The 5,439-nt window shown below is 36.4% G+C and carries 4 protein-coding genes and 1 pseudogene; 4 read left to right on the forward strand and 1 reads right to left on the reverse strand.

All coding sequences use genetic code 11. The features are described 5' to 3' along the window. The first annotated feature begins 406 nt into the window (after positions 1–406). Both ACFIO3_RS08180 and ACFIO3_RS08185 read left to right on the forward strand, forming a co-directional pair. Positions 407–643 carry an EexN family lipoprotein gene (locus ACFIO3_RS08180; protein WP_375607261.1) on the forward strand — a complete coding sequence of 79 codons (237 nt, stop codon included), beginning with the start codon at positions 407–409 and terminating at the stop codon, positions 641–643. Between the two features lie 465 nt (positions 644–1,108). After that, positions 1,109–1,499: pseudogene (locus tag ACFIO3_RS08185) on the forward strand (integrase); the annotation flags it as partial. Between the two features lie 382 nt (positions 1,500–1,881). Here the strand turns inward: ACFIO3_RS08185 and ACFIO3_RS08190 are convergent. Next, positions 1,882–2,241, reverse strand: a complete 360-nt coding sequence (locus ACFIO3_RS08190; RefSeq protein ID WP_375608097.1) for a helix-turn-helix domain-containing protein — start codon at positions 2,239–2,241, stop codon at positions 1,882–1,884. Between the two features lie 1,190 nt (positions 2,242–3,431). On the opposite strand from ACFIO3_RS08190, the gene ACFIO3_RS08195 reads away from it, so the two are divergent. Together ACFIO3_RS08195 and ACFIO3_RS08200 are read left to right on the forward strand one after the other, a co-directional pair. Beyond that, on the forward strand, positions 3,432–4,277 hold the full coding sequence (locus tag ACFIO3_RS08195; protein WP_375607263.1) for a TIGR01459 family HAD-type hydrolase: 846 nt from the start codon (positions 3,432–3,434) through the stop codon (positions 4,275–4,277). Next, positions 4,277–5,278 carry a bifunctional riboflavin kinase/FAD synthetase gene (locus ACFIO3_RS08200; protein ID WP_375607264.1) on the forward strand — a complete coding sequence of 334 codons (1,002 nt, stop codon included), beginning with the start codon at positions 4,277–4,279 and terminating at the stop codon, positions 5,276–5,278. The genes ACFIO3_RS08195 and ACFIO3_RS08200 overlap by 1 nt, the downstream gene beginning before the upstream one ends. The last annotated feature ends 161 nt before the right edge of the window (positions 5,279–5,439 follow it).

Genomic DNA, 5,439 nt, shown 5'->3' on the forward strand with positions numbered 1-5,439 from the left:
GGGGAACAATGACCAAAATATAAATAGGTAAAAGAAGGGGCTCGTACTTTTTTATTATGGCCTCATAGTTCATTGATCGCAATACTAACCATTATAATGTTCATAGATTATCCTACTGGATAGGGATAATTTTTATCACAGTCTCTATATTTGAAATTAGTTGGACAAAAGCTTTAGTCCGCTTTCTGATTTTATCATTTGTGGTCAGTTTTGGCTTTTTCCTTCTCATAGTATTTATGACAAATTCATACAATGGTTGTCGTGAGCTCTTCTTGCGTTATTTTACTCAGAGTATTTGCTGTGAAAGCAAGCAAGTAATAGTAAGGCTGTATTCTCATATAGTGTGAAAATTAAAAATCCATTTAGGGGATGATGTTAACAAATAAGCTCTTTAAAGAGGGGTAAAATGAAAAAAATTATTTTATTATGCATGGCTCTATTATTCGTTGTGGGATGTGAAAAAACTTATAGTGTGGAAGATTTTAAGAAAGATGCAAAATTAAGAGAAGAATGGGGAAAGAAATGTTTTCTTTCAGGACTAGCTGTTCAGGAATCTAAAAATTGTCAAAATGTTCTCCAAGCAGATAATGAACTATTTTTCTCGCCAAAGCTTGATTCTACAGGTCGTGAACACGGCTTTTAATAGAAATATACACTCTACAATAAATTTTGATATATTAATGTCTCAATAAAGAAGTTACTATTCAAAGAATAATTGCCTCTTTAATTTTTATAGGTAGTAATCGTTATCATTTTTTAGATAATTGCCTCAAATTGTATTGGTCATTATGTTGTTTGTTTCAACTTTGTAAAATTGAGGATTATTCTCACGAGAGTATAGGATCGCGTTGTCTTATGATGGCATTGGTATCGCATTGAGACTTTAGAGGAAAGAAAATGCTTTTAGGAATGTATAATGATACCAAGTCTTTATACAATAAATTCATTTATAATGATAATTTACTGTTTGTATGTTGAGTGAGAGTCCCGAATATCGTAAGATTCTCTCATTTCAAACCTGTTTATGTTGAAGCAATCAAAATCACTTTCTTGCATATCACAAGCGGGGTGAGTATGTGGATAGAATTTGTATAAGAAAGGACTAAAAATAGTTCTTATGAATCGTCTTAAGTGCCAAGAGCTGTTGCAACATTGGGAGCTGGCAAAGTTTGTGATGGTGCCGGGTTGCTTCCCCACAAGCGTAAAGATGGGGCTGCTCAATGAATTTACCGTTATACCATTCATGGGCATTGTCGCGAAGTGGGCTTGGGTACTTTAAGAGATGTTTTTTTAAACAAGTCTATGAATTGGAAATTGGGTGGCGTTCTATTTTACGTGAGGGTTGTTACCCCATTAAAGAACGCGATAAACAAAAGCGTGAGGCAATAAGCAATCTGCATTATTTAAAAGATATTGCTTTGGGTATTTTTGAAAGCCGTAAAGCTGAATTAAAAGGAGATGGGAAAGATGGTAAATGGTTTTCACCTTTATGCCTTTATAAGCAGGCATCTTACGAAAGTATATTAAATGCACATCGTTTAAAATTAATGGAGTGTCCACAGCGAAGAGGGCGCTACCCTTTATACGTATGAATGCTTGTCCTATTGTGCTGTAAAACACTATTGTTTGCGGTATGGTGATATAAGACACAAAAATTTATGCATAGGCTGTTTTGATAAGAGAGTGTGATGAATATTCAAGGGAGGGCTTTTTTATATAATTTTGTGAAAGGAATCCTATGAAATTGAAAGCTGAGAAGGAGTTATTTTTGAGAAGGCGGATTGTTTATCAACCGGTTTGAGGAGGGAGCGTCCCTTGAGGTGTGGGGAGAAAGCCAAGAATAGGGCGTGTAGTACCCTATAGCTATGCTTTTAAAGCGTTTTAATTTTGATCACAAATTAAGTTTAAAATCGCTTTCTGCTTGACAGATGTGAGGACTCTAAAACTTTTTAAAAGCAAATATTCTTCTTTGTTCGAGGCGATTTCATCATAATGGTATGGGGTATTGTCTTTTTTGATGATATCAGTGTAAAAAAAGGCAAGTGGAACATTAAAAATATCGGAAATTTCCTTTAAACGTCCTGCGTTCACGCGATTTAAGCTTTTTTCATATTTCTGGATTTGTTGGAAAGTGATACCTAAATGATGCCCTAATGTTTTTTGATACATTTTTAGCATTTTTCGCCTAAAGCGAATCTTTTTGCCCACAAAAAGATCAATATTAAGATTTGGAGCTTGCATTTTTCCCCCACCGATTGCGAGCGCCCTCGCATGAGTATTCCGGGAGTTAAAAGTACTGAACTTAAATCAGCATTTTGCTTTTAGTGCGTCGACACACTTGGACATAGCAAAATCTCCCAGAATTCCGGGATACCCGAAAAGCGGGGTCAATTCATGTTTGAGTTTTCAGGCTTTTAATCCCTATTAGTCGTTGCGTATGCGACCAAGACACTTTCTGACTCATAAAGTAATTTTAGGAGATTGGCAATAAAAATAGTTTTTCTTGAGACGGATAAAATTTTTTAAATAGGAGGTTTTTTGCCTTTCAAACTTTTAAAGTTTTCTTACTAAACGCATGACATCAGATATGCATTTTACGAAGGTAAACCTTGGTTTTTAAGCTCAAGGCACCGCTTACGGTGTTGCTCTTAACCAATAACCAAAATGGCTTGTTTTGATACGTCTGAGATATCATGATGATAGGGGAAAGCTTTTATGAGTAAAGAGCCCTCATGCAAAATAAACTCAAAACATTATAGATCTGATTGTTGTATATTCACATGTTTGTTTTAGAAGATATTTCTCAATGTTAGCGCCTATTTTACAATGGTGCTTCGTAAAATATATAGTGTAAAAGCTTCTATGAATGGGATAAAAGCTATATTCCTATCTTTACTGAAAAAAAGATGCTCGGACGGCACATACTCTCTGCCAGTTCAAAATATTACGACAGTTTTTGCCTTTGAAAGGGAGCATAAGAGTTTTTCTCTCTTCACATGTTTTTATCTGTACGCTCTCTGCTTATAATGTGTAAGCGAATAGGTTTTGATTGATTCAATATAAACAAATTTGAAATGAGAAAATATATTGGGCTTTCTCATGATGCATGTTTTTAAGAGGGGGATACGTTTATTTTCTCAGTGAAGAATTTGAGTATTTTAGATAAAAAACTCTATCAACGTCGTTGTTGTTAGAATTAAAATTTTTATGAGAAAAATGAGCATTGGGGAATGATAAGCTTTTGCTATCAAGCATTTTAGAATTTTGCACAACTTAATGATAACTTAGTTATTTTATCATTTCTTATGATCTCTATAGACGATAAAAAGTTGGGATATGGTTTGAGAAAGCAGATGACACAAGTATTATCTTTCGGTAAGTAGTTTTGAAGTAAAAGACAGCTTTAAATGACAAATAGAGATAGGTGCACCATGAATGAACTTACCCATATTGAGACTATTATAGCGCATTATGATGCTGTTTTTTGTGATGTGTGGGGTGTTGTGCATAATGGTGTACATGCATTTGAACCAGCGTTGAAGGCGTTGTATAAAATCCGACAAATGGGAAAAACTGTCATTTTATTAACCAACTCCCCTCGGCTACGGGAAGATGTTGCTGCTCAATTACAAAGTATGAATGTTCATAGCGACTATTATGATGCCATTATCACCTCAGGGGATGTAACGCGCGATCTCATTCAGAATGCTCCACGTAAAGTTTTTTTCATTGGTTCACAACGTGATTTGGTGCTGTTTGAAGGGTTAGAGTGTGAATTTGTTGAAGAATGGGAGGCTTCTGTTGTCGTCTGTAGCGGTTTTCTTGAAGATTTTGACGAAGAACCCTCTGCTTATGAGGAGATGTTTCTTCGTATGCGGGCGCGGAATTTACCTTTTATTTGTGCGAACCCAGATGTGATTGTCCATTATGGAAATAAAGAATTTTGGTGCGCTGGTGCATTGGCTCGTCTTTACCAACAATTAGGAGGGGAAGTGCGCATTGCTGGAAAACCTCACGAGCCTATTTATGAATGTGCCTTTGAAAAACTTCAAAAAATACGGGGAACAGTAGAAAAAAGTCAAGTTTTAGCTATTGGTGATGGTCTTTTAACGGATATTAAGGGAGCGGCTCACTTTGGTCTTGATGCCCTTTATATTATGGGGGGGATTCATCATTATGATTATACGCAAAATGGTGTGGTTGATAAGCAAGCTTTGCATTCTTTTCTTGAACATCATGGTTATAAACCACAAGCAATCATGTGGGCACTTCAGTAATGACTAATTTTTTGCGTCTTCAGGGAATTCATATGTTTCCCTCGGCTTGGCGGGGAGCAGTGTTGGCACTTGGAAATTTTGATGGTGTTCATTGTGGGCATCAGGTGGTGTTGCAAAAAGCACTTGACTTTGCGCGGATAAAAAAGAAACCAGCCGTTGTTTTAACCTTTGAACCACATCCAAGAAGTTTTTTTCAACATTCAACTCCTGTCTATCGTTTGACAGAGGCAGCTGAAAAAGCTGAAATTTTTAAAACCCTTGGCTTTAATGGTGTGATTGAACAGCCCTTTGATGCACAGTTTGCCGCTCTTTCAGCGGACGAATTTATTAAGTCTTTTTTAAAGGAAGTTTTTGATGTTTCAGTTGTGGTGACAGGCGAAAATTTTCAATTTGGTCATCAGAAAAGTGGAAATGTACATCTTCTTTGCAAAAGGGGAGAGAAATATGGATTTGAGGTTGTGCAAGTTCCTTGCGTTGCTCGTCCTCAAGAATCACAATCTTTGATTATTTCCTCGAGTTTTATTCGGCAACTTCTCTCACAAGGGGAAGTGGACAAAGCAGCCCATTTGTTAGGGTATCACTATCGGATACGCTCCAATATTATTCAAGGTGAAAAACTTGGACGTCTTTTGGGATTTCCTACCGCTAATCAAATGTTGCCTCCCCAAGTTCGTTTGGCACATGGTGTTTATGCGGTACGTTTGCGTCGTGCGAACGGTGTTTTGTATGATGGTGTTGCAAGCTTTGGTTGTCGTCCAACGGTTGTTAAGGATGGGGCGCCCCTTTTGGAAACCTATTTGTTTGACTTTAACGACGACCTTTATGGGGAAAACTGTACCGTTTCTTTTTTCCAGTTTTTGCGAGGACAAGAAAAGTTTGATGGACTTGAACCTTTGATTGCCCAAATGCATCGTGATGAAAAGAAAGCAAAAGAAATTTTAAAAACAGTACAACCATTATCAACGTTGGACAGACTGCTTACTTTTAAAAATATGTTCTAAATTTATCTGAAAAAGAGAGAAGAGCTGTAAAAATAGCACTTAAAGTGATTATAATCACAAAGATATATTCCAAAACGTCGTGGAATATATGTTTTTTCCGTTGTTGAGAGGGAGAATCGAATATCTGAAGATCTGATTTTGGCATCATTTTTTTCAAAGTT

This window comes from Bartonella sp. AD328YNZD (assembly GCF_042196425.1).

What these genes read in the sequence shown, in the direction of transcription:
- ACFIO3_RS08190 (WP_375608097.1), bottom strand. Translation starts at nt 2,241, where the DNA reads ATGCAAGCTCCAAATCTTAATATTGATCTTTTTGTGGGCAAAAAGATT.
- ACFIO3_RS08180 (WP_375607261.1), top strand. Translation starts at nt 407, where the DNA reads ATGAAAAAAATTATTTTATTATGCATGGCTCTATTATTCGTTGTGGGA.
- ACFIO3_RS08195 (WP_375607263.1), top strand. Translation starts at nt 3,432, where the DNA reads ATGAATGAACTTACCCATATTGAGACTATTATAGCGCATTATGATGCT.
- ACFIO3_RS08200 (WP_375607264.1), top strand. Translation starts at nt 4,277, where the DNA reads ATGACTAATTTTTTGCGTCTTCAGGGAATTCATATGTTTCCCTCGGCT.